General features: G+C 72.9%; 21 protein-coding genes. 16 read left to right on the top strand and 5 right to left on the bottom strand.

Annotated features, from left to right (window positions below; genetic code table 11):
- Window positions 1-6: 6 nt before the first annotated feature.
- On the top strand, window positions 7-234 hold the full coding sequence (locus MB828_RS06750; protein ID WP_301647353.1) for a DUF397 domain-containing protein: 228 nt from the start codon (window positions 7-9) through the stop codon (window positions 232-234).
- Between the two features lie 59 nt (window positions 235-293).
- Here the strand turns inward: MB828_RS06750 and MB828_RS06745 are convergent, their stop codons facing one another.
- Window positions 294-1,421: an 8-amino-7-oxononanoate synthase gene (locus MB828_RS06745; protein WP_301647352.1), complete on the bottom strand. Its 1,128-nt coding sequence runs from the start codon at window positions 1,419-1,421 to the stop codon at window positions 294-296.
- A 147-nt stretch (window positions 1,422-1,568) separates the two neighbouring features.
- Between MB828_RS06745 and bioB the strand changes: the two genes are divergently transcribed.
- Genes bioB through bioD form a run of 3 tightly spaced genes read left to right on the top strand, consistent with a single transcriptional unit; the run spans window position 1,569 to window position 4,754 of the window.
- Complete coding sequence (bioB, locus tag MB828_RS06740; protein ID WP_301647351.1) at window positions 1,569-2,762, top strand: biotin synthase BioB; 1,194 nt, start codon at window positions 1,569-1,571, stop codon at window positions 2,760-2,762.
- Window positions 2,755-4,035: an adenosylmethionine--8-amino-7-oxononanoate transaminase gene (locus MB828_RS06735; protein WP_301647350.1), complete on the top strand. Its 1,281-nt coding sequence runs from the start codon at window positions 2,755-2,757 to the stop codon at window positions 4,033-4,035. Before bioB ends, MB828_RS06735 begins: the two co-directional genes overlap by 8 nt.
- 2 nt (window positions 4,036-4,037) lie before the next feature.
- Window positions 4,038-4,754 carry a dethiobiotin synthase gene (gene bioD, locus MB828_RS06730; RefSeq protein ID WP_301647490.1) on the top strand — a complete coding sequence of 239 codons (717 nt, stop codon included), beginning with the start codon at window positions 4,038-4,040 and terminating at the stop codon, window positions 4,752-4,754.
- 171 nt (window positions 4,755-4,925) lie between these two features.
- Here bioD and MB828_RS06725 read toward each other — a convergent pair whose 3' ends face one another.
- Window positions 4,926-7,097 (bottom strand): helix-turn-helix transcriptional regulator, encoded by a 2,172-nt coding sequence (locus MB828_RS06725; RefSeq protein ID WP_301647489.1) that lies wholly within the window; start codon window positions 7,095-7,097, stop codon window positions 4,926-4,928.
- 119 nt (window positions 7,098-7,216) lie between these two features.
- On the opposite strand from MB828_RS06725, the gene MB828_RS06720 reads away from it, so the two are divergent.
- Window positions 7,217-7,903, top strand: coding sequence for an esterase/lipase family protein (locus MB828_RS06720; RefSeq protein ID WP_133024802.1), 687 nt, complete (start codon window positions 7,217-7,219; stop codon window positions 7,901-7,903).
- Between the two features lie 78 nt (window positions 7,904-7,981).
- Complete coding sequence (locus MB828_RS06715) at window positions 7,982-8,671, top strand: class I SAM-dependent methyltransferase (RefSeq protein WP_133024801.1); 690 nt, start codon at window positions 7,982-7,984, stop codon at window positions 8,669-8,671.
- 49 nt (window positions 8,672-8,720) lie between these two features.
- Here the strand turns inward: MB828_RS06715 and MB828_RS06710 are convergent, their stop codons facing one another.
- Window positions 8,721-9,095 (bottom strand): fic family toxin-antitoxin system, toxin component, encoded by a 375-nt coding sequence (locus tag MB828_RS06710; protein WP_133024800.1) that lies wholly within the window; start codon window positions 9,093-9,095, stop codon window positions 8,721-8,723.
- Window positions 9,096-9,099: 4 nt separating this feature from the next.
- Complete coding sequence (locus tag MB828_RS06705; RefSeq protein ID WP_133024799.1) at window positions 9,100-9,351, bottom strand: toxin-antitoxin system HicB family antitoxin; 252 nt, start codon at window positions 9,349-9,351, stop codon at window positions 9,100-9,102.
- 141 nt (window positions 9,352-9,492) lie between these two features.
- On the opposite strand from MB828_RS06705, the gene MB828_RS06700 reads away from it, so the two are divergent.
- The 10 genes from MB828_RS06700 to MB828_RS06655 all read left to right on the top strand — a co-directional run bounded on the left by MB828_RS06700 (window position 9,493) and on the right by MB828_RS06655 (window position 19,686).
- Window positions 9,493-10,422 carry an ABC transporter ATP-binding protein gene (locus MB828_RS06700; protein WP_301647349.1) on the top strand — a complete coding sequence of 310 codons (930 nt, stop codon included), beginning with the start codon at window positions 9,493-9,495 and terminating at the stop codon, window positions 10,420-10,422.
- 4 nt (window positions 10,423-10,426) lie between these two features.
- Complete coding sequence (locus MB828_RS06695; protein WP_301647348.1) at window positions 10,427-12,994, top strand: ABC transporter permease; 2,568 nt, start codon at window positions 10,427-10,429, stop codon at window positions 12,992-12,994.
- A gap of 140 nt (window positions 12,995-13,134) precedes the next feature.
- Entirely contained in the window at window positions 13,135-13,569 is a 435-nt protein-coding gene (locus MB828_RS06690) for a GNAT family N-acetyltransferase (protein ID WP_301647347.1), read from the top strand.
- A 154-nt stretch (window positions 13,570-13,723) separates the two neighbouring features.
- A complete protein-coding gene (locus MB828_RS06685) occupies window positions 13,724-15,058 on the top strand; it encodes a hemolysin family protein (RefSeq protein WP_301647346.1) in 1,335 nt (444 codons plus the stop codon).
- Window positions 15,055-16,068 carry a hemolysin family protein gene (locus tag MB828_RS06680; protein WP_301647345.1) on the top strand — a complete coding sequence of 338 codons (1,014 nt, stop codon included), beginning with the start codon at window positions 15,055-15,057 and terminating at the stop codon, window positions 16,066-16,068. The genes MB828_RS06685 and MB828_RS06680 overlap by 4 nt, the downstream gene beginning before the upstream one ends.
- A gap of 140 nt (window positions 16,069-16,208) precedes the next feature.
- The gene (locus tag MB828_RS06675; RefSeq protein WP_301647344.1) at window positions 16,209-16,991 is read left to right on the top strand and encodes an SGNH/GDSL hydrolase family protein; all 783 of its coding nucleotides are present in this window, start codon (window positions 16,209-16,211) and stop codon (window positions 16,989-16,991) included.
- 10 nt (window positions 16,992-17,001) lie between these two features.
- A complete protein-coding gene (locus MB828_RS06670) occupies window positions 17,002-17,346 on the top strand; it encodes a DUF4326 domain-containing protein (protein ID WP_301647343.1) in 345 nt (114 codons plus the stop codon).
- A 74-nt stretch (window positions 17,347-17,420) separates the two neighbouring features.
- Window positions 17,421-18,866, top strand: a complete 1,446-nt coding sequence (gene purB / locus MB828_RS06665) for an adenylosuccinate lyase (protein WP_301647342.1) — start codon at window positions 17,421-17,423, stop codon at window positions 18,864-18,866.
- Window positions 18,863-19,417, top strand: coding sequence for a G/U mismatch-specific DNA glycosylase (gene mug / locus MB828_RS06660; protein ID WP_301647488.1), 555 nt, complete (start codon window positions 18,863-18,865; stop codon window positions 19,415-19,417). The genes purB and mug overlap by 4 nt, the downstream gene beginning before the upstream one ends.
- A 71-nt stretch (window positions 19,418-19,488) precedes the next feature.
- Window positions 19,489-19,686 (top strand): hypothetical protein, encoded by a 198-nt coding sequence (locus tag MB828_RS06655; protein ID WP_301647341.1) that lies wholly within the window; start codon window positions 19,489-19,491, stop codon window positions 19,684-19,686.
- 134 nt (window positions 19,687-19,820) lie between these two features.
- On the opposite strand, the gene MB828_RS06650 is transcribed toward MB828_RS06655, so the two are convergent.
- A complete protein-coding gene (locus MB828_RS06650) occupies window positions 19,821-20,261 on the bottom strand; it encodes a hypothetical protein (RefSeq protein WP_301647340.1) in 441 nt (146 codons plus the stop codon).
- Window positions 20,262-20,452 lie beyond the last annotated feature (191 nt).

The raw sequence follows: 20,452 nt of genomic DNA, 5'->3' as shown, positions 1-20,452 counted from the left end.
GGCACCATGACTGCACTGCCTCGGAACGTACCTTCAAGTACTGATCTGCACGGTGTGCGATGGCTGCGCAGCAGCTACAGCACCGGAGCGAACAACTGCGTGGAGACGGCCCGGCCGTGCTCCGGCCCACCGGCCGGACTGCTCGCCGTGCGCGACTCCAAGCACCCGGCCGGGCCCGCGCTGCTCTTCTCCCCCGAGAGCTGGGCGGGTTTCGTGGCCACGCTCACCGGCTGATCAGACGGTAACCGGTTCCGTATCCGCATTCGCGCAAGGCCCGGCCGTGTCACGCCGACTCATGGTCGTGTCTCGCCGATCACACGTACAGCGCGTTCGATCTCGGCCCCGGAGAGGTCGGCACGGGCGGTCAGCCTGAGCCGTGAGATGCCGTCCGGCACGGAAGGCGGACGGAAACAGCCCACGGCCAGGCCGGCCGACCGGCAGTCGGCCGCCCACCGCACGGCCTGCTCCGGGGACGGGGCCCGCACGGAGACCACCGCGGCGTCCGGCCGTACCGCCGCCAGACCCGCGGTGGTCAGGCGTGCGTGCAGTTCGGCGGCCACCTCGCGGGCCCGGGCCGCGCGGCCGGGCTCACGCCGCAGCAGCCGGAGCGCCGCCAGCGCGGCACCCGCGGCGGCGGGGGCGAGGCCGGTGTCGAAGATGAAGGTCCGTGCCGCGTTCACCAGGTGGTCGATCACCCGCGCCGGGCCCAGCACCACTCCGCCCTGGCTGCCCAGCGACTTGGACAGGGTCGCGGTGACCACCACGTCGGCGGCGCCGGCGAGCCCGGCCGCGTACGCCGCGCCCCGGCCGCCGTCCCCGAGCACCCCGAGCCCGTGGGCGTCGTCCACGAGCAGGCCGGCACCGTGCTCCCGCCCCGCCTCGGCCAGCGCGGCCAGCGGGGCCGCGTCGCCGTCGACCGAGAAGACCGTGTCGGAGACGACCACCGCGGGTCCCGAGCGGGTCCCGAGCGCCTTGCGCACGGCGTCCGGGTCGGCGTGTCCCACCACCTGGGTGGTGCCGCGGGCCAGCCGGCAGCCGTCGATCAGGGAGGCGTGGTTGAGGGCGTCGGAGACGATCAGGGAGCCGTGCGGGCCGAGCGTGGTGACGGCGGCGAGGTTCGCCGCGTAACCGGAGGAGAAGACCAGGGCCGCCTCGAAACCGCAGAATCCGGCCAGCTCCCGCTCCAGCTCGGTGTGCAGTTCCGTGGTGCCGGTGACCAGCCGGGAGCCGGTGGAGCCGCCGCCCCAGGTCCGGGCGGCCTCGGCCGCGCCCTCGGCGACCTCGGGGTGGTGGGCGAGGCCCAGGTAGTCGTTGCTCGCCAGGTCCAGCAGCGGCGAGTCGGCGGGCCGGGGGCGCAGGGTCCGTACGAGTCCGGCGCGGCGGCGCAGTTCCGCCTGTTCGTCGATCCAGCCGAACGCCACGACCCCTCCGGTGATTTTGTAGGCAATGAACAGACCCTAGCGGGACCGCCAGGCACCCAGTGTGTGGTGATACCCACATGTCGATCTGCCAGGGTTGTGCGAACTCTCCTTGGCCCCGGGCAGTCTCGTAGTACAGGATCGGCTCTCATGGACCTGCTGAACACGCTGGTGGACAAGGGGCTTCGGCGCGAGCTGCCGACCCGCGAGGAAGCGCTCGCCGTGCTGGCGACCTCCGACGACGACGTGCTCGACGTGGTGGCCGCGGCCGGCAAGGTGCGCCGGCAGTGGTTCGGCCGGCGCGTGAAACTCAACTATCTGGTCAACCTCAAGTCGGGCCTGTGCCCGGAGGACTGCTCGTACTGCTCGCAGCGCCTCGGCTCCTCGACCGGGATCCTGAAGTACTCCTGGCTGAAACCCGACGAGGCCTCCAAGGCGGCCGCCGCGGGCCTCGCCGGGGGCGCCAAGCGGGTCTGCCTGGTGGCTTCCGGACGCGGTCCGACCGACCGGGACGTGGACCGGGTCGCCGGCACCATCAAGGCGATCAAGGAGCAGAACGAGGGCGTCGAGGTGTGCGCCTGCCTCGGTCTGCTCTCCGACGGCCAGGCCGAGCGGCTGCGCGAGGCCGGCGCGGACGCCTACAACCACAACCTCAACACGTCCGAGGGGACGTACGGGGACATCACGACCACGCACACGTACGCCGACCGGGTGGACACGGTCAACAAGGCGCACGCGGCCGGCCTTTCGGCCTGCTCCGGGCTGATCGCCGGCATGGGCGAGTCGGACGAGGACCTGGTCGACGTGGTCTTCTCGCTGCGCGAGCTGGACCCGGACTCGGTGCCGGTCAACTTCCTGATCCCGGTCGAGGGCACGCCGCTGGCCAAGGAGTGGAACCTCACCCCGCAGCGCTGTCTGCGCATCCTCGCGATGGTCCGGTTCGTCTGCCCGGACGTCGAGGTGCGGATCGCGGGCGGCCGCGAGGTTCATCTGCGCACCATGCAGCCGCTCGCGCTGCACCTGGCCAACTCGATCTTCCTCGGTGACTACCTGACCACCGAGGGGCAGGCCGGCCAGGCCGACCTGGAGATGATCGCGGACGCCGGGTTCGTGGTGGAGGGCTCGGACGAGGTGACGCTGCCGGAGCACCGGGCGGCGGCCGGGGGCGCCGGCTGCGGGTCGCACGCGGATGCCGGCTGCGGGTCGCACGCCGACGCCGGGTGCGGGTCGGGCTGCGGTTCCCACGAGGACGTCCGCGGTACGGCCGCCGTCAACGAGCCGCGCACGGACCTGGTCGCCGTCCGCCGCCGGGGTGCCGGGACGGATCTCGCGCCCAATGCCTGACCTGAGCGTCCCCGAACTGCTCGACCTCGACCGGCGGCACGTCTGGCATCCGTACGGTCCGATGCCCGGCCGGGCCGAACCGCTCGTCGTGGAGTCGGCGAGCGGGGTGCGGCTGCGGCTCGCGGACGGCTCGGGCGAACTGGTCGACGGGATGTCGTCCTGGTGGTCGGCGATCCACGGCTACAACCACCCCGTGCTCAACGAGGCCGCGCGCGGGCAGCTGGGGCGGATGAGCCATGTGATGTTCGGCGGGCTCACCCACGAGCCCGCCGTCCGGCTGGCGAAGCTCCTTGTCGACATGTCTCCGCAGGGTCTGGAGCACGTCTTCCTGGCCGACTCCGGCTCGGTGTCCGTCGAGGTCGCGGTCAAGATGTGCCTCCAGTACTGGCGTTCGCTCGGCCGCCCGGCGAAACAGCGCCTGCTGACCTGGCGCGGCGGCTACCACGGCGACACCTGGCAGCCGATGTCGGTGTGCGACCCCGAGGGCGGGATGCACGAGCTCTGGTCCGGGGTGCTGCCCCGCCAGGTGTTCGCGGACGCGCCCCCGGCCGAGTACGACGAGTCGTACGCCGACGGTCTGCGCTCCATGATCGAGCGGCACGCCCATGAACTGGCCGCGGTGATCGTGGAGCCGGTGGTGCAGGGCGCGGGCGGGATGCGCTTCCACTCCCCCGCCTACCTGCGGGTGCTGCGCGAGGCGTGCGACGCGCACGACGTGCTGCTGGTGTTCGACGAGATCGCGACCGGCTTCGGCCGGACGGGCGCCCTGTTCGCGGCGGACCACGCGGCCGTCACCCCGGACGTGATGTGCGTGGGCAAGGCGCTGACCGGTGGTTACCTGACCATGGCGGCGACACTGTGCACGCCCCGGGTGGCCGAGGGGATCTCACGGGGCGAGGTGCCGGTGCTCGCCCACGGCCCGACGTTCATGGGCAATCCGCTCGCCGCCGCGGTGGCCTGCGCCTCGCTGGGGCTGCTGCTCGGGCAGGACTGGGCGGCGGAGGTGAAGCGGATCGAGACGGGCCTGCGGGAGGGACTCGCGGCCGCCCGTGGGCTCCCCGGCGTCCGGGACGTGCGTGTCCTCGGGGCGATCGGGGTGGTCCAGCTCGACCACGAGATCGACATGAAGGCCGCGACGGCGGCCGCGGTACGCGAGGGCGTGTGGCTGCGGCCCTTCCGCGACCTGGTGTACACGATGCCGCCGTACGTCACGGACGACGCGGACCTGGCACGGATCACGCGCGCGGTGTGCGCCGCGGCGCGGGAGGGATGAGCATGCCGATCCTGGTGATCACGGGGACGGGCACGGAGGTCGGCAAGACCGTCACCACGGCCGCGGTCGCCGCCGCCGCGGTCGCGGCCGGCCGCTCCGTGGCGGTCCTCAAGGCCGCGCAGACCGGGGTACGACCGGACGAGCGCGGGGACGCCGACGAGGTCGCACGGCTCGCAGGCGCCGTGACGGCGGCCGAAGTGGCCCGTTTCCCCGAGCCGTTGGCGCCCGGTACGGCGGCCAGGCGGGCGGGCCTGCGCCCGGTGCGTCCGCAGGACGTGGCGGAGGCCGCCGCCAAGCTGGCCACCGAGCACGATCTGGTGCTGGTCGAGGGCGCGGGCGGGCTGCTCGTCCGGTTCGACGAGGCGGGCGGCACGCTGGCGGACGTGGCCCGGCTGCTGAACGCGCCGGTGCTGCTGGTGGCGTCGGCCGGGCTCGGCACGCTCAACACGACCGAGCTGACGGCCCGCGAACTGCGCGCCCGTGAGCTGGAGTTGCTGGGCGTCGTGATCGGCAGCTGGCCCGACTCACCTGACCTGGCGTCCCGTTGCAATGTCGCGGACCTCCCGGAGGTGGCCGGCGCCCCGCTGCTGGGCGCGCTGCCCGCCGGCGCGGGGGCTCTGTCGCCCGCGGAGTTCCGTGCGGTGGCGCCGAGTTGGCTGTCGGCACGCCTGGACGGCAACTGGGACGCGGAGGCGTTCCGGGCGCGGGAAGCGGCGTAGACCGACGGTCCGTCGCTCGGGTGCGGCTGTGTGGGGGCTGGTCGCGCAGTTCCCCGCGCCCCTGAAGGGGCGCTCCACCGGGCGCCCTGAAGGGGCGCGGGGAACTGCGCGACCAGCCACGACGGCGCCGCACCCGACCGACTCCGCACCCGACCGGAATCCCGAAAATCCCTAGGGCGACTCCCCCAGCAGCCGTACCAGTTCGATCCTGGACCGGATCCCCAACCGGCTGAAGACGCCCCGCAGATGGTGGTCGATGGTGCGCGGGCTGAGGTTGAGCCGGTCGGCGATCTCCCGGTTGGTGGCGCCCTCGGCGGCCATCCGGGCCACCATGAGCTGCTGCGCGGTGAGCACGGCGGCCGGATCGGCGCCCGGGTGGGGCGCAAACGGCGTTCCCAGGGCGCGGAGTTCGGCGCGGGCCTGGGCCGCGCAGTGCGGGGCACCGAAGGACTCGAAGGCCTCCAGGGCGCTGTGCAGCCGGTCCCGGGCCTCGGTGCGCTGCCGGATCCGGCGCAGCGCACCGGCGAACAGCAGCTCGGTACGGGCGCGTTCGAAGTCCCGGGTACCGCGGGCGTGCAGGTCGAGGGCGGTGCGGTAGTGCGGGACCGCCTCGGCGCCGGGGGCGAGCAGGGCCCGGCAGCGGGCGCTGAGCGCGAGGTCGTCGGGGCTGCGGACGGCCGTGGCCCAGCGGTCGTAGTCGGCGTGCGCGGCGCGGGCCACCCTGGTGTCGCCGGTGCGTACGGCGGCCTCGACGTAGTGCGGGGTGGCCAGGTGCCGGATCGCCCGGTGTCCGTGGCCGGGGCCGAACCCTGCGAGGGCGCGCAGCCGGGCGGCCGCCGCCGGGAAGCGGCCGTGGGTGAGGTCGAGGAAGGCGAGCGCCCACTGGGCGAGGGCGGCCGGCAGACCGAGTCCGTGCGCCAGGGCGTACGGGCGGACGGCCGCCGCGCGGTCCCGGCAGGCCTCCTCGTCGCCCGTGACGGCGGCGAACATGGCGAGCGCGGCTTGGAGATGGCAGGCCCCGTTGTCCTGCCCGATGGCGTGGGCCTGGTCAAGGGCCTCCTGGGCGGTGGCCTCGGCGGCCCGGGTGCGGCCGGTCCAGAAGTCGGCGTAGACGCGGAACTCCATGGCCTGGACGACCCTCCCAGGGGTGCCGCGCGCCCGGGCGGAGGCGGCAGCCCGCAGGGTGGCGGTGGCGGCCCGGGTGGGGTCGCCGAGCAGCAGCGCCGCGACAGCGGCGTGGATCAGCGGACCGGGGTCGCCGCCGGGTCCGCAGCGGCCTGCGGTGCCCTTGAGGAGGTCGCGCGCCTCGTCGTAGCGGCCCTCGACGGCGGCGGCCAGTCCGGCGAGCACGCCGGACGGTGCGAGCCCCAGCCAGTGGGCGATGACCTGGGCCTCGCGGCAGCGTCTGAGGTCGCCGGTGTAGACGGCGGCCTCGGTGGCGAGGGCGAGCAGTCCGGCGGCATCGGCGGAACGTTCCTGCCGGACGGCGGCGGTGAGCAGGGCGTCGAAGGCCTCGGCGGCGTTGCCCGTCCTGAGCGCGAGCACCCCGTCGAGGGCGGAGTTGTCGGTGCGGGCGGCCAGCCGTCTGGCCCGGTCGGGTTCTCCGGAGCGCCAGGCGTCGGCGGCGGCCAGCGCGAGCAGCCGGGCCTCGGCGACCGGGTCCGGGCTGAGTTCGGCGGCGCGTTCGGCGAGGGCCCGGGCGAGCGCGGGTCTGCCCTCGGCGCGGGCCCGGTCGGCGGCCGGGCGGAGTTCCGCCGTGAGCCGGGCGCTGGGGCCGAGGGCGGCGGCGCCCCGGTGCCAGGAGCGGCGGGTCGTCTCGCCCTTGCCTCCGAGCACCCGGGCCAGCAGCTGGTGGGCGGCGCGCCGGTCCGCGGGTGAGGCGGTCTCGTAGGCGGCGATCCGGGTCCAGGCGTCCCGGAAGAACACCCCGCCGGCGCTGGCGTGGGCGACCCCGGCGGTCTCGGCCGCCTCCAGCGGGCGGGTGTCCGCCCGGACGGCGGTGACCGCGCGCAGGAAGGCGTGGGTGGCGACGGGGTACTGGTCGGCGGCGGCGAGGAGCAGCAACCGCCGGGTGTCGTCGGGCAGGGCCCGGATCTCCCGGCGCAGGGCATGCAGCAACCGCGGTGCCAGTTCGGCCGGTTCGACGGGCAGCGGGTCGGCGCCTGCGGCCTGGCGTGCCGTGAGGCGCGGCACGAGTTCGGCCGCGGCGCGCGGGTCGTCGTACACGAGGCGGAGCACCCTGGTGCGGACGCCGTCGGGGAGCGCCGAAGCCGGGCACGGCCCCGCGTCGGTGGTCCCTGGTGGCGAAGTGCGGTCGAGAGGTGGGGGGTTCACCGGTATCACCACACCAAAGACGTTACTGGCGAGTTAGTTGACTCGTAAAGACTGGCGACTTCACCGATGCGGCGCGCGTAGACCCGTCCTGACACTCCTGAACAACCCCACCCGTTTCAGGAGGCATCATGCAACGCGCCAAGCGTCGCATCGCAACGGCTCTGTCGGCGACTGCCGGTTCGCTCCTTCTGTCACTCCCCCTGGCCGCGACTCCCGCGCACGCGGCGAGCCACGACCCGATCGTGTTCGTGCACGGCCTGAGCAGCGACTCCACCAGCTGGGACGACTGGATCGCGGACTTCGAGGCGGACGGCTACTCGTCCTCCGAGCTGTACGCGATCTCGTACGACTGGACGAAGTCGAACGTCACCACCGCCTCGACGCTGTCCAGCTACATCCAGTCCGTCCTCTCCAGGACGGGCGCCTCCAAGGTGGACCTGGTGGTCCACTCCATGGGCGCGCTCAACAGCCGCTACTACCTCAAGAACCTCGGCGGCACCGCGTACGTGGACCACTTCGTGTCGGTCGCCGGGGTGAACCACGGGACGAGCGTCGCCTCGCTGTGCGGATGGCTCTACACCTCCTGCAAGGAGATGACGACCGGCAGTTCCTTCCTGACCGCCCTCAACTCCGGTGACGAGACACCGGGCAGCGTCTCCTACGCGGCGTACTGGTCGGACTGCGACGCGGCGATCGACCCGGACACCTCGGCGGAGCTGAGCGGGGCCACCAACGTCGACGTCGGCTGCATCTCGCACACCGACATGAACAACGACCACGGCGTGTACGAGCAGGTGCACGACTTCATCTCCTAGGCCGTCGCCGGCAGCGGGGGTGCGACGGGCCCGTACGGGGGACAATCACCGTGGACCTGCTTCCGTCGGGAGGTCGTCATGCGGCTGATGTCCGTCAGTACCGGAACACCGGTGCGGGATCCCGTCCACCACCCGCTGTTCGCCCGTTTCTACGCCCGGTGCAGCGCCCGTGCCGAGACCGGACTCGGACTGGCGGCGATCCGGGAGCGGCTGCTCTCCGGGCTGTCCGGGCGGGTGATCGAGATCGGTGCGGGGAACGGGCTGAACTTCGCGCGGTATCCGCGTGCGGTCGCGGAGGTCGTCGCGATCGAGCCGGAGCGCACCCTGCGACTGCTGGCGGTGGAGGCCGCCGTGCGCGCCGAGGTCCCGGTGGACGTGGTGCCGGGCGCGGCGGAGGCGCTGCCGGTCAAGAGCGAGGCCTACGACGCGGCGGTGCTGTCCCTGGTGCTGTGCAGTGTCCGGGACGTGCCGCGGGCGCTCGCCGAGGCACGACGGGTGCTGCGGCCGGGCGGTGAGCTGCGGTTCTTCGAGCACGGCCGGGGCGGCGGGCCGGCGATGCGGTTCACCCAGCGAGCCCTGGACCGGACGGTGTGGCCGGTGCTGGCCGGCGGCTGTCACCTCGCCCGCGATCCGGTCACCGCGTTGCGCGCGGCCGGCTTCGAACTCGGCCCCTACCAGCAGGTGCTGGTGCCGGGGAGCGGGCCGCGGCTGCCGTCCTCGTACTGCGTCCTCGGCGTCGCACGCCGGCCACCGGAGCCCGGACCCTGAGCACCGCTCACAGGGAGCAGTGCTCAGGGCAGCTCCCAGGGAGTGCCGCTCACAGGCTCCAGCGGCGCAGTTCCTCGGCGATGTCGGCGACACCGGCATCGCCGGACTTGACGAGCCGGGCCAGATCGCGGACCTGCTCGGGCGAGGTGGCGATCTTCAGGCCGCTCGCGACCAGGTACGCGTAGGCGACGGAGGACGCGAACAGGGCGTTCGAGCGCTCCAGCGCCGGGACGTGGATCAGGAGTTGCAGCAGGGCCGCGGCACGGGCGTGCGGGGTGTCGTAGACGGGCACGTCGAATATCTCGGCCTGGTGCCGGGCCACGGCCGCGATCAGCGCTCCCCAGTCGGTGACCTGCGGGTCACCGGGGGTCTTCTGTTCGGCGAGCATGAGGAGCCAGGCGAGGTCGATGGTCACATCGCTCAAGGGATCAGTGACGGCCTTCGGTCTTGTCAGCGGTGTCGGTACCGTGCGTCTCGCCGAACTCCTCGGCGAAGACGGACTCGTACTGCTTCATGAAGTCGGCGGCGGCCTCGACGAACGTCCGGCCCGCTTCACCCGTGTCCTGCATGACCAGTTCCTCTATGTAGCGGTTGACACTCATGCCCCGCGCGAGGGCGCGTTCGCGGGCGGCCCTGGCGGTGCCCTCGTCCACCCGCACGTTCAGCTGGGTCTTAGCCATACCTCGAAGCTAGCGCCGGAGCGCTAGCAACGGCAAGCGCGCATCGGAATCGAAAAGTGATACCGCCTGTGGGACGGGTCACACTACGCTCGCCCCGGACGAAGAGGTCCGCGCCAGCGCACGCCAGCGAGGGAGGCAGTCTTGTCGACACCTGCTGCTCAGGCACCCGCAGCCGACGCGATCGCGGCCCGCGCGCGCGGGCTGACCAAGGCGTACGGGGCGGGTGAGACGGCCGTGCTCGCGCTGGACTCGGTGGACGTGGACATCGCCCGCGGCCGCTTCACCGCGGTGATGGGTCCCTCGGGTTCCGGGAAGTCCACGTTGATGCACTGCCTGGCGGGGCTGGACGACGTGTCGGCCGGTCAGGTCTGGCTCGGCGGCACCGAGATCACCGGGCTCAAGGAACGCGAGCTGACCCGGCTGCGCCGGGACCGGATCGGGTTCATGTTCCAGTCGTTCAACCTGATACCCACGCTGAACGCGGCCGAGAACATCACGCTGCCCATGGACATCGCGGGCCGCAGGCCCGACCGGAAGTGGGTGGACCAGGTCATCGACACGCTCGGGCTGCGGGACCGGCTGGGACACCGGCCGGCCCAGCTCTCCGGCGGCCAGCAGCAGCGGGTGGCCTGTGCCCGGGCGCTGGCCTCCCGCCCTGAGCTGATCTTCGCCGACGAGCCGACCGGCAACCTGGACTCACGGGCCGGCCTGGAGGTGCTGGGCTTCCTGCGGGAGGCCGTCGACCGGCTGGGGCAGACGGTCGTGATGGTCACCCATGACCCGAGCGCCGCCGGCCACTCCGACCTGGTGCTCTTCCTCGCGGACGGCCGGATCGTGGACCGGATCGAGGAACCCACGGCGGAGGCCGTGCTGGAACGGATGCGCCGCTTCTCCGGTGGCGGTGACGAAGGCGCCGGCCGCGACGAGGACGGCGGCCGTGACGAAGGCGGCGGCCGTGACGAGGGCAGCGGCCGCGGCGAGACCGCCGGCCGTGTCGAGGGCGGCGACGGCGACCCCGCGGGCCGGGGTTCCGCCGAGCGAGACGGTTCCTCGGCGTCCGAGGAGGACTGAGCCGGTGCTCAAGGCGACCCTGCGGAGCTTTCTGGCCCACAAGGGACGGCTCCTGCTGTCCGCGCTGGCCATCGTCCTGTCCGTGGCGTTCGTCGCGGGCAGCCTGATCTTCTCCGACACCGTGTCCCGCACCTTCGACCGGCTGTTCGCCTCCACCTCCGCCGACGTGACGGTCGAGCCGAAGCAGGACCTCAAGTCGTCGGTGCCCACGGGTGCCGTACAGACCGTGCCGGCCGCGCTGGCCGACCGGGTCGCGAAGGTCGACGGCGTCGCCGGGACGCACGCGGACGTCTCCGTGCAGAACGTCGTGGTGGTCGACCGCCACAACGAGTCGGTCGGCTCCACCACCGGCGCCCCGACCATCGCCACCGACTGGTACCTCACCCACCGCAGCCCGGTGAGACTCACCTCCGGGCACGTCCCGCGGGGTGCCGGCCAGGCCCTCCTCGACGCGGACACCGCCGACAGGAAGCACGTCCGCATCGGCGACACGCTGACCGTGCAGGCGCAGCCCGGCACCTTCCGGGTCGAGATCGTCGGCATCGCCACCTTCACCACCACCAACCCGGGCGCCGCCCTGGTCTTCCTGGACCCGGCGGTCGCCGCCAGAGAACTGCTGGGCTCCCCCGGCCGGGCCACCAGCATCTCGGTGGACGCGGCCGAGGGCGTGACCGACGCCGAGCTGAAGGGCCGGATCGGCGCCGCGATCGGCACCGGGACGTACGACCTGAAGACCGCCGACGAGCAGGCGAAGTCCTCCGCGGCGGACCTCGGCGGCTTCCTGGACGTCATCAAGTACGTGATGCTCGGGTTCGCGGGCATAGCGACCCTGGTCGGCGTCTTCCTGATCGTCAACACCTTCTCCATGCTGATCGCCCAGCGCACCCGTGAGCTGGGCCTGCTGCGTGCCCTGGGCGCCGACCGGCGGCAGGTCCGGCGGTCCGTGCTCACCGAGGCGGTGCTGCTCGGGCTGGTCGGCTCGACGCTGGGGCTGGGCGCCGGGATCGGGCTGGCGTTCGGGCTGATCGGGCTGATGTCCGCGATCGGCATGAACCTCAAGGCCACGGAGATGGTCATCGGCTGGGGCACCCCGGTGGCCGCGTACGCGGTGGGGGTCGGCGTCACCTTCGTCGCCGCCTACCTGCCCGCCCGGCGCGCGGCCGCCGTGTCGCCGATGGCGGCGCTCGCGGACGCCGAGATCGCCGGTGTGGGCAAGCCGTTGAAGGTGCGGGCCGTGGTGGGCTCGGCCGTCGGGGCGCTCGGGGCGGCGGCCCTCGCGGGCTGCGCGGCCGCCCACAGGACCGCCGCCGCGGCCTCGTTGCTCGGGCTCGGGGTCGTCCTGACCCTGATCGCGACGGTGATCGCCGGACCGCTGCTGGTCCGGCCGGTGATCCGGGTCCTCGGCGGGGCCTTCCCCGCCCTGTTCGGCCCGGTCGGCCGGATGAGCCAGCGCAACGCCCTGCGCAACCCGCGCCGGACCGGTGCCACCGCCGCCGCGCTGATGGTGGGCCTCGCCCTGGTCGGCGGGATGTCGGTGGCCAGCGCCTCCATGTCCGCGTCGTTCGACCAGCAGATCGACAAGACGCTGGGCGCCGACCTCGTGATCCAGAACGGCAGCTTCCTGCCGTTCACCGAGGAGATCACGGACAAGGTGCGCGGCACCGAGGGCGTGGGACTCGTCGTACGGCAGCGGTTCGCGCCGGTGGCGGTACGGCTGCCGGACGGCAAGCGGGTCACCACCACCGCCGCGGGGTACGACCCGCAGGTCGACCAGGTCGCCCATGTCGCGTACAAGGGCGGTGACACGGCCGCCGCGCTGGCCGCCGGCAGTCTCGGCATGGACGCCCGCTTCGCCGAGGACCACCAGGTCCGGCTGGGCACCGTGCTCCCCGTCCGGTTCCCGGGCGGCAGGACCGCCGACATGAGGGTGGGCGCCCTCAGCGACCAGGACGGCGGCAGCGGATTCGGCACCCAGGGCGGGCTGTTCTTCGGCATCGCCACCGTGGAGAAGTACGTCCCCGGCGGCCAGGACTCGGCGCTGTACGTCAACCGGGCCGCGGGTACGAGCGCGGACCGGCTCCGCGCGAACCTGGAGCGGACCCTCGCCCCGTTCCCCCAGGTGCAGGTCCGTGACCAGGCCGACTACAAGAAGCTGGTCCACGACCAGATCTCGGTACTGCTCTATCTGGTGTACGCGCTGCTCGGTCTGGCGATCGTGATCGCGGTGCTCGGGGTGGTGAACACGCTCGCGCTGTCGGTGGTGGAGCGCACCCGGGAGATCGGGCTGCTGCGCGCGATCGGGCTGGCCCGGCGGCAGCTGCGCCGGATGATCCGGCTGGAGTCGGTGGTGATCGCGGTGTTCGGGGCGGTCCTGGGGCTGGCGCTCGGCCTGGTGTGGGGCGTGTGCACCCAGCGGGTCCTGGCGCTCCAGGGCATGAAGGCGCTGGCGGTCCCGTGGGGCACGATCGTCGCGGTCGTGATCGGCTCGGCGGTGGTGGGCATCGTGGCCGCGCTGCTGCCGGCGCTGCGCGCGTCCCGCATGAACGTGCTGGCGGCGATCGCGCACGAGTGAACCGGACCGTGCGGTGCGCCGCGCGCCCGGGACGGCCGGGGCGCGCGACAGGGACGGCCGGGGCGCGCGACCTGGGCGGTGGGGTCGTCCGCATTCTGGAATTGGCGGGTCCGCAAAGGCGGTTGTGGTGGGATCACCGCATGACAGACCTTCGTGTACGGGCCGCCGCGCCCGACGACCTGGACGCCGTGCTCGCCTTCTGGCGGACGGCGGCCGAGGGCACCAGCATCAGCGACGACCGCGGCGGGGTGGACCGCCTGGTCGCCCGGGACCCCGGGGCACTGCTGCTCGCCGAACTCGACGGCGAACTGGTGGGCACGGTGATCGCGGGCTTCGACGGCTGGCGCTGCCACCTGTACCGGCTGGCCGTGCACCCGGAGCGGCGCCGCCGGGGCATCGGCTCGGCGCTGCTGGCGGCCGCCGAGGAGCGCTTCGTACGGCTCGGCGGGCGGCGCGGGGACGCGATGGTGCTGGTCCGCAACGAGACCGCCCACCATGCCTGGCGCGCGGCGGGGTACCAGCCGGAGGAGAAGTGGCGGCGGTGGGTGAAACCGCTGGCAGAGGTCTCCGAGTGAAACGCTTTGCCGATCCTTTACCATTGAGGGGTCGTCCCGATCCCCGATGAAAGGTGTGTGAGCGTCCGCCCATGGGCGAGCCTCCCAGTCCTCAGTACCGGCAACACCGCGCGGTCCCGTCCGCCCTGTCCGACCATGGGACGGAGGTGACCCGATGACCGAAGTGCTCCTCCTGCTGGTGGCGATCCTGCTGTCGCTCGCCTGCGGCGCCTTCGTCGCGGCCGAGTTCTCACTGACCACGGTCGAACGCGGCGAACTGGAGCGCGCCGTGGAGCGCGGCGAGCGCGGAGCCGCCGGCGCCCTCAAGGCCGTACGGAACCTGACGTTCCAGCTCTCGGGGGCGCAGCTCGGCATCACCGTCACCAACCTGGTGGTCGGCATGCTCGCCGAGCCCTCCATCGCCAAGCTGCTGGCCGGCCCGCTGGAGGCGATCGGCGTCTCGGCGTCGGCGGCGAGCTCGGTCGGTCTGGTCATCGGCACCGCGCTGTCCACGGTGTTCCTGATGGTCGTCGGCGAACTGGTGCCCAAGAACTGGGCGATCTCCTCGCCGCTGCCCGTGGCCAAGCGGGTGGGCAACGCCCAGCGCTGGTTCAGCGCGGCCTTCCGGCCGTTCATCACCCATCTCAACAACTCCGCGAACCGGGTGGTACGACGCTTCGGCGTGGAGCCCGCCGAGGAGCTGGCCTCCGCGCGCGGCCCCCAGGAGCTGGCCGCGCTGGCCCGGCACTCCGCCAGGCAGGGCGCGCTGGAGCCGGACACCGCCGAGCTGTTCGTGCGCACACTGAACCTCGCCGACCTCACGGCGGAGAACGTGATGACCCCGCGCGTGCAGGTGGTCGCCCTGGAGGTCCGGGCGACCTGCGAGGACGTGGCGAACGCGACCCGCGCGACCGGCCTGTCCCGCTTCCCGGTCTACCGGGACAGCCTGGACGCGGTCGTCGGCACCGCCCACATCAAGGACGTCCTGGCCATGCCCGCCGAGGAGCGGGCCCGGGTCCGGGTCGACCAGGTGATGCGCGAACCGCTGCTGGTCCCCGAGTCCCTCACCGTCGACCGGCTGCTGGACCGCCTCGGCGGCCGGCGCACCATGGCCGTCGTCATCGACGAGTACGGCGGTACGGCGGGGGTCGCCACCCTGGAGGACATCGTCGAGGAGGTCGTCGGCGAGGTCCGCGACGAACACGACCCGCACGAGATGTCCGACCTCGCCCCCGCGGGCGCGGACGAACAGGGCCGCGCGCTGTACTCGGCGGACGGCGCGGCCCGGATGGACCAGCTCGCGCGCGTGGGCCTGCGGGCGCCCGAGGGGCCGTACGAGACACTGGCCGGTCTCGTCGCGGCCGAGCTGGGCCGGATACCCGAGACCGGGGACAGCGTGGAGGTCGCCGGGTGGCGGCTGGACGTGGTGGACGCGGCGGGGCGGCGGGCGGCGCGGGTGCTGCTGCACGCCCCGCTGGACGACGAGACGGAGCGGGAGGCGCACCGATGACCGCCGTACAGCTGTTGATCGGGCTGGCGACGCTGGTCGTGAACGCCTTCTTCGTCGGCGCCGAGTTCGCGCTGATCTCGGTGCGCCGCTCCCAGATCGAGCCGTACGCCGAGGCAGGCGACCGGCGGGCCAAGAGCGTGCTGTGGGGCCTGGAGCACGTCTCCGCGCTCCTGGCCGCCGCCCAGCTCGGCATCACACTGTGCACGCTGGTGCTGGGCGTGGTCGCGGAGCCCGCGATCGAGCATCTGCTGGAGCCGGTGTTCCACACGGTCGGCGTGCCCGAGAGCGCGGGCCACGTCGTGTCCTTCGTGATCGCGCTGGCCCTGGCGACCTATCTGCACATGCTGCTGGGCGAGATGGTGCCGAAGAACGTGGCGCTGGCCGAGCCGGTACGCAGCGCGCTGCTGCTCGGACCGCCGCTGGTCACGCTGTCGCGGGCGCTGCGCCCGGTGATCTTCACGGTCAACGCCTTCGCCAACACCCTGCTCAAGCTGCTGCGCGTGGAGACCAAGGACGAGGTCTCGGCGACCTTCACGGACGCCGAGCTCGCCGAGATCGTCAAGGACGCCAGCGAGGCGGGCCTGATCGACGACCGGGCGCAGGAGCGGCTGCACGACGCCCTGGAACTGGGCCGCCGTCCCGTGCGGGACGTGATCGTACCGCTGGAACGGGTCGTCTACGCGCGCGTGGGCGTCACCCCGGAGGAGCTGGAGCGGCTGTCTGCGGAGTCCGGTTTCTCCCGCTTCCCGGTGGTCGACGAGGTACGGCGGATCGTCGGCTACCTGCATGTCAAGGACGCGCTGGACGCCTCGCCCCAGGACGTGCCGTTCCGGCTGCGCGACATGCGGCCCATCGCGCGTGTGCGCGAGAACACACCGCTGGACGACGTGCTCACCGCGATGCGCGGCAGCCGTACCCATCTGGCGGGTGTGCTCGGCGACGACGGGCGGATGGCGGGCCTGGTGACCATGGAGGACGTGCTGCGGGAGCTGTTCGGGCAGCGCGTGTGACCGGTCCACGGAGAGTGCCGCGCACGGTCCACGGACCGTGCGCGGGCACCGCCGCGGCTGCTCGCGCGGTTCCCCGTGTCCCTCCGGGCGCCACCGGACCGACTGACGGGTATGCGCCTCGGGATACCATTTCCGTCGCCATGCAGACGAATTCCGTGCCTCCCGCACACTCCAGCCTGGTCGCGGTCGGCGACTCCTTCACCGAGGGCATGTCGGACCTGCTGCCCGACGGCTCCTACCGGGGCTGGGCCGACGTCCTCGCCAACCGGATGGCCGCCCGCACCCCCGGCTTCCGCTACGCGAACCTCGCGGTGCGCGGAAAGCTGATCGGACAGATCGTCGAGGAGCAGGTGGACGTGGCGGTCGCGATGCGACCCGACGTGATCACCCTGGTCGGCGGCCTCAACGACACCCTGCGCCCCAAGTGCGACATGCAGCGCGTCCGTGATCTGCTCACCGAGGCGGTGGAGCGGCTGGCGCCGGCCTGCGAGCAGCTGGTGCTGATGCGCAGCCCCGGCCGCAACGGCCCGGTCCTCGAACGGTTCCGGCCCCGCATGGAGGCGCTGTTCGAGATCGTCGAGGAACTCGCCGGGCGGCACGGCGCCCGCGTGGTCGACCTGTACGGCGCGCCCTCCCTGGCCGACCCCCGGCTGTGGGACGTGGACCGGCTGCACCTGACGCCCGAGGGGCACCGCAGGGTCGCCGAGGCGGTCTGGCAGACCCTCGGCTACGACCCCGAGGACGCCGAGTGGCGCACGCCGATGCCGGCCACGGCACCGCCCGGCTGGGCCGCGCGCCGCGTCGAGGACGTCCGCTTCACCCGGCAGTACCTGCTGCCCTGGATAGGCCGTCGGCTCACCGGCCGCTCCTCCGGCGACGGCCGCGCGCCGAAGCGGCCGGAGCTGCTGCCCTACGAGGCGTAGCGTCGGTCCTGTGTCCACACGGGTGATCAGTGTCCGGGGCCGGATCCACGAGTTCGGCCCCCGGCTGGAGCACGCCCCCGCGGACGTCGTCTACGTCGGCCGCCGCTGGACCATGGGCGGCTGGGACCTGCCACACCACCCGCTGCGCAACCCCTTCGCCTACGACACCCCGAAGAAGAAGCGGGACGGCACCCGGGCCGAGGTGATGGCGATGTACCGGGCGTACCTCCTGGAGCGGCCCGAACTGCTGGAGCTGGTGGCGGACCTGCGCGGACGGACTCTGGCCTGCTGGTGCGCACCGCAGCCGTGCCACGCGGACGTCCTGGCGGAGCTGGCCGACCTGCCCCAGCCGTGACGCGGCTCTCGTAGCTTCGCACGACTGGGCCCGTGGCGCTGGCCTGCACGAATCGACCAGTAGAATCCGTACACGTGACTTCTGCCGCAGCCGCCAAGCCCCGCATCCCGAACGTCCTCGCCGGACGCTACGCCTCCGCCGAGCTCGCCACGCTCTGGTCGCCCGAGCAGAAGGTGAAGCTGGAGCGGCAGCTCTGGCTCGCCGTGCTGCGGGCCCAGAAGGACCTCGGGATCGAGGTGCCGGACGCGGCGATCGCCGACTACGAGCGCGTCCTCGACACCGTCGACCTGGCCTCGATCGCCGAGCGCGAGAAGGTCACCCGGCACGACGTGAAGGCGCGCATCGAGGAGTTCAACGACCTCGCCGGGCACGAGCACGTGCACAAGGGCATGACCTCCCGGGACCTCACGGAGAACGTGGAGCAGTTGCAGATCCGGCTCTCGCTGGAGCTGGTGCGCGACCGTACGGTGGCCGTCCTGGCGCGGCTCGGCAAGCTGGCGGGCGAGTACGCCGAGCTGGTCATGGCCGGCCGCTCCCACAACGTGGCGGCACAGGCCACCACCCTCGGCAAGCGGTTCGCGACCGCCGCCGACGAGCTGCTGGTGGCGTACGGGCGGGTCGAGGAGCTCCTCGCCCGCTACCCGCTGCGCGGCATCAAGGGCCCGGTGGGCACCGCCCAGGACATGCTGGACCTGCTGGGCGGGGACGCGGCGAAGCTGGCCGAGCTGGAGAACCGGATCGCCGGGCACCTGGGCTTCTCGCAGGCGTTCACCTCGGTCGGCCAGGTGTACCCGCGCTCGCTGGACTACGAGGTGGTGACCGCGCTGGTGCAGCTGGCCGCGGCGCCGTCCTCGCTGGCCAAGACGGTCCGGCTGATGGCCGGGCACGAGCTGGTGACGGAGGGCTTCAAGCCGGGCCAGGTGGGCTCCTCGGCGATGCCGCACAAGATGAACACGCGGTCCTGCGAGCGCGTCAACGGCCTGATGGTCATCCTGCGCGGCTACGCCTCGATGACCGGCGAGCTGGCGGGCGACCAGTGGAACGAGGGCGACGTGTCCTGCTCGGTGGTGCGCCGGGTCGCCCTGCCGGACGCGTTCTTCGCCCTGGACGGTCTGCTGGAGACGTTCCTGACGGTCCTCGACGAGTTCGGCGCCTTCCCCGCGGTCATCGCGCGGGAGCTGGACCGCTACCTGCCGTTCCTCGCCACCACCAAGGTGCTGATGGGCGCGGTGCGCGCGGGTGTCGGCCGGGAGGTGGCCCACGAGGCGATCAAGGAGAACGCCGTCGCCACCGCCCTCGCGATGCGGGAGCGGGGCGCCGAGCGCAACGACCTGCTCGACAAGCTGGCCGCCGACGAGCGGCTGCCGCTCGACCGCGAGCAGCTGGCCGCCCTGATGGCCGACAAGCTGTCCTTCACCGGAGCGGCCGCCGCCCAGGTCGGTTTCGTCGTCGGCCGGATCGAGGAGATCGTGAAGCAGCACCCGGAGGCCGCGGGGTACACGCCGGGGGCGATCCTCTGACCCGCTTCACGGTGGCGGAACTGGAGGCCGCCCGCGACCGGCTCGTCCCGGACGTCATCGCGGACGGCCTCCGTGTCCTGTTCTGCGGCATCAACCCGGGTCTGATGACGGCGGCCACCGGCCACCACTTCGCCCGACCCGGCAACCGCTTCTGGCCGGTGCTGCACCTGTCCGGCTTCACCCCGCGGCTGCTGAAGCCCGCGGAACAGGGTGAGTTGCTGTCCTACGGGCTCGGCATCACCAACGTGGTCGCGCGGGCGACCGCGCGGGCCGACGAACTGACGGCGGCGGAGTACACCGAGGGCGGCCGACTCCTGACGGCCAAGGTGACGCGGGTCCGCCCGAAGTGGCTGGCGGTGGTCGGCGTCACGGCCTACCGCGCCGCCTTCGCCGACCGCACGGCTCAGGTGGGTCCGCAGGAACGGACGATCGGGCAGACCCGGCTGTGGGTACTCCCGAACCCCAGCGGCCTGAACGCACACTGGACGGCGGCGACGATGGCGGAGGAGTACGGCCGCCTGCGCGAGGCAGCGGCACACTCCGCCCCGTAATTCCCGCTGTCTTCCCAGGAGTTCGGAGGTACCCTCGGCGCCGCGATCATCCGGCGGCGAGGGGCGGCACCATGACGGGGCAGGACCGGGTCGGGCAGGACCGGGCGAGGCAGGGCTGGGTGGGGCAGGCGGCGGAACTTTTCACGACGGCCGCGCACCACCTGGACGAGGCCGAGTCGGTCGCCGAGACCTGCGGCGCCGACGCGGTGTCCGGCTGGATCACCCAAGCCCGTTCGGTCATCAGGCAGGACAGGCTCGGAACGCCGTGAAGTCGGCCGTCATGGTGTGGGGAAGCGCGCCCGCTGCGAGGTAAGTCCTCCGGTGGGCGACGTCACCTCGGCCCCGCGTGACTCGACCGACCGACGCCACGCCCGTGACGATCCGCGGGTGGTATGCGGAGCCTTCACGGTGGGTCTATGACCGTGACGACCGCCAGCAGTTGGAAGGGCAGTTCGGTGTCCCACTGGGAGACGCCGAGGGCTATCCAGCGGCCGGCGTCCGTCGGCCACAGGTGTACATCCGGGACGTGGTCGCTGAGCGAGGCCCAGGGCTCGTCGAGGTCCTCGCCGTCCATGCCCCGCTCGAAGGTGCTGTACAGGCTGAACTTCCGGGCCGGTCCCCACCTCGCGCGGAGCCGCTCCCCCAGCGCGTCCCGGTCGGCCTCGTACTGTGCCTCCGTCTCGTCCCGCTCGCTCCCGCCGTCCTCGTGGAAGTCGGCGCTCGTCTGTAACTCCGCGGTCAGATACCCCGGCCCGCCCTCGCCGACCGCTGTCCTGCCGTACCGCGTCGGGAAGTCCGCCGCGCACAGCTCGTCTATCACGGCGAGGCACTTCGCGATGTCCATGTGATCCAGTAAAGCCGGTCCCACTGACAATTGGCGGGCTGTCAGGAGTCCCGTCAGCCGGGTCTCGGCGGCCGGGCACTCCGGGGGTGGCGCCCTGGCGAGCGCGGATCTTTCGCGGGTCGGGGGTGCCGGGCACTCGCCCGGGTCGGTGGCGGCGAAGTACGATCCGGCCAACACGCGGAGCTAGCTGG

The sequence above is a fragment of the Streptomyces arenae genome (assembly GCF_022343545.1).
GTDB lineage: Bacteria > Actinomycetota > Actinomycetes > Streptomycetales > Streptomycetaceae > Streptomyces > Streptomyces humi.
The sequence above is the reverse complement of the archived record's forward strand: the minus strand, read 5'-3'. Positions and strand labels throughout refer to the sequence as shown.

Bases quoted from the DNA above. Each gene is read 5' to 3' on its own strand.
- bioB (WP_301647351.1), top strand. From the start codon at position 1,569: ATGGACCTGCTGAACACGCTGGTGGACAAGGGGCTTCGGCGCGAGCTG.
- bioD (WP_301647490.1), top strand. From the start codon at position 4,038: ATGCCGATCCTGGTGATCACGGGGACGGGCACGGAGGTCGGCAAGACC.
- MB828_RS06735 (WP_301647350.1), top strand. From the start codon at position 2,755: ATGCCTGACCTGAGCGTCCCCGAACTGCTCGACCTCGACCGGCGGCAC.
- MB828_RS06705 (WP_133024799.1), bottom strand. From the start codon at position 9,351: ATGGCTAAGACCCAGCTGAACGTGCGGGTGGACGAGGGCACCGCCAGG.
- MB828_RS06680 (WP_301647345.1), top strand. From the start codon at position 15,055: ATGACCGCCGTACAGCTGTTGATCGGGCTGGCGACGCTGGTCGTGAAC.
- MB828_RS06685 (WP_301647346.1), top strand. From the start codon at position 13,724: ATGACCGAAGTGCTCCTCCTGCTGGTGGCGATCCTGCTGTCGCTCGCC.
- MB828_RS06650 (WP_301647340.1), bottom strand. From the start codon at position 20,261: ATGGACATCGCGAAGTGCCTCGCCGTGATAGACGAGCTGTGCGCGGCG.
- MB828_RS06675 (WP_301647344.1), top strand. From the start codon at position 16,209: ATGCAGACGAATTCCGTGCCTCCCGCACACTCCAGCCTGGTCGCGGTC.
- MB828_RS06690 (WP_301647347.1), top strand. From the start codon at position 13,135: ATGACAGACCTTCGTGTACGGGCCGCCGCGCCCGACGACCTGGACGCC.
- MB828_RS06715 (WP_133024801.1), top strand. From the start codon at position 7,982: ATGCGGCTGATGTCCGTCAGTACCGGAACACCGGTGCGGGATCCCGTC.
- MB828_RS06750 (WP_301647353.1), top strand. From the start codon at position 7: ATGACTGCACTGCCTCGGAACGTACCTTCAAGTACTGATCTGCACGGT.
- MB828_RS06720 (WP_133024802.1), top strand. From the start codon at position 7,217: ATGCAACGCGCCAAGCGTCGCATCGCAACGGCTCTGTCGGCGACTGCC.
- MB828_RS06655 (WP_301647341.1), top strand. From the start codon at position 19,489: ATGACGGGGCAGGACCGGGTCGGGCAGGACCGGGCGAGGCAGGGCTGG.